Annotated in this window: 1 protein-coding gene; it reads left to right on the top strand. The window is 58.7% G+C overall.

Annotation, left to right across the window (positions count from 1 at the left end; genetic code table 11):
• A partial coding sequence (locus ACFHWW_RS33700) for a hypothetical protein (RefSeq protein WP_379943674.1) occupies positions 1 to 1,083 on the top strand: 1,083 nt, incomplete at its 5' end.
• Positions 1,084 to 2,024: the final 941 nt, after the last annotated feature.

Genomic DNA, 2,024 nt, shown 5'->3' with positions numbered 1-2,024 from the left:
GAGCTTTTCGACCTGGGTGTTCTTGGCCGCGTGCCGATTCCGCAGACTAAGCGCTACAGGTATCTTCTCGGTTCCCGCCAAGTGGCCGCGATGCTCGGCTCGGAAGAGGACATTTACCACGCGCTCGCCGAGATCGAGGAGAAGGACCCAACTGTCGCCTATGACCGGTCGATACACCGGCGCCGCTATGCCCCGGCCAACCTCCAAGGGCTGAATCAGAATGACTGGCCATACGCGCCCCTCACCGATCTTCAGATCGAGCGTATTGTCGATGCCAGCCCCGAGACCGCGCCCGTCCAGATCGTCTGCGGCCTCGAGCTTCTGGGGCTGTCGAAGGTCGGGCAGTCCCTTAAGCGCATCTCCGAGACCGGACGTCTTCCCGGTGCGCCCAATGAGCAGATTCCGGTGCATATCGCCAACTCGACACGCGACCTCCGAACGCAAATTGATCGGGCGCATCCGGGCAGCCGACAGCTCTCCCTCGTGGTCTACCAGCCGGAAAATGCGAAGGAGGCTGCGGACGTGATCTCTTGGCTGGAACACCAACCCCGGGTGCTGGGGTCCCAGGTGCGCCCGCTGATCATCCTCGATGCTGCCGATGCCGAGATGCGGGGCCTCGCCAACCGGCGTGCGGAGCAAAGCCAGTTCCTATCAGCTTGGGGCGCCGAAATGGTCCGTGCGCACCTACACCAAATTGAGAAAACTGAGCTCGACACGCCCTCTCTCAGAGAGATCATTCTCGAGGTTGCCGGAGGCATCCCAACGGAAACGGTCAAGCTCATTAAGGAGATGAGGGTCGCTCCCGATCCCATGGAAATCGCTCAAACCTGGCAGCCGGTTCTCCGTCCGCCGCCGGGCATTCTCCAAGGTGCGCTGGGCCGGGCTCTCCGAATACTAGAGCTTGCCGATGGCGGGGACTACGAGACCCTCGACGACCTCATGCGTGAGGACACCGGCTGCGAGTTAGTTGATATTGGCCCGGATCTGCGCGCAACAGGCCTTGTCACGAGCTGGAATCCGAAGACCGGGCATATCCGCAGGTCGGCTCTCGGCGATTTCATTCGCAAACTCATCGAGAAATAATAGCTCAGCTGAAACCGTAGAGGCGGTCGCGCCACAAGACGTGGCGCATCTGCGCCGGCCGATCCCCGCTTTTGCCGCTGCGGTGCAGCAAGGCTCGGATCTGGCGAGTGGCGGAAAAGGACTGGCAATGTCGGTTGAGCGAAGATCTCAAATGTCCACATAGCGGCCACTCTGCATACCCACCTCGAACTACTGCTCACCACCCACCCGAGACGATCGATCGACGACCGAAGTGACCGCCGCCAGTCGACTTTGCATCGCTCGCCTTGAACCAATTCGAGCTGACGACGGGTAGTTTATGCGTGCCTAACTCATTGATCTGTCGCTTGAAACCAAAGATCGGTGGCACGGATGGTCCGGCCGCTGGTTAGGCTAGTCGTCCTACAATTGACCTCATTCCATCTTTCTGGCCTATGGAGCGGAGCCACCCATCGTGGCGGCGCCGGAAGATCGATACGGGCGAGGCGCTCTGGGGAGGGAGTGGCTTCGCCATCCGGGCGACCGATCCAGGAATTTCTCACCTGCATGACACGGTGAACATCTCGATCGTCGTGGAAGCTAAAGAATACCTTGCGAGCCACTGTTTCCTCTCTCCTGCCAGATCGGGATAACGCACTCCCCGATCTACCTATTCGCTTCCTGGTCGAAGCGACCAAACAATATCTCCGAGTATTTCGTTACGGGATCAACCCCATTCAGCGATATCCCCAACCGGCAAACGTTAATTCACAAGTCGAGGGTATTTACCTATGTTCATGCCTTGTTCTGCCGTGCAACTTTGATGATACTTGCGTCCATGCTCAACCTCCTCGATTCGCCTCCTATCGAACCCTTCGGCACATTTATCGACTTGGATCGTACGTTCCATGAGCTATCTCGCTCTGGTGGTGACAGCGACGACGTCGATACGGCTCGGGGATTTCAAGTTGGGAACGCGATTC

Origin of the sequence: Sinorhizobium sp. P24N7, from assembly GCF_042436655.1 — a bacterium.
Lineage (GTDB): Bacteria > Pseudomonadota > Alphaproteobacteria > Rhizobiales > Rhizobiaceae > Sinorhizobium > Sinorhizobium meliloti_A.
Note: the sequence above shows the minus strand (reverse complement) of the source record. Positions and strands in the feature narration are given on the sequence as shown.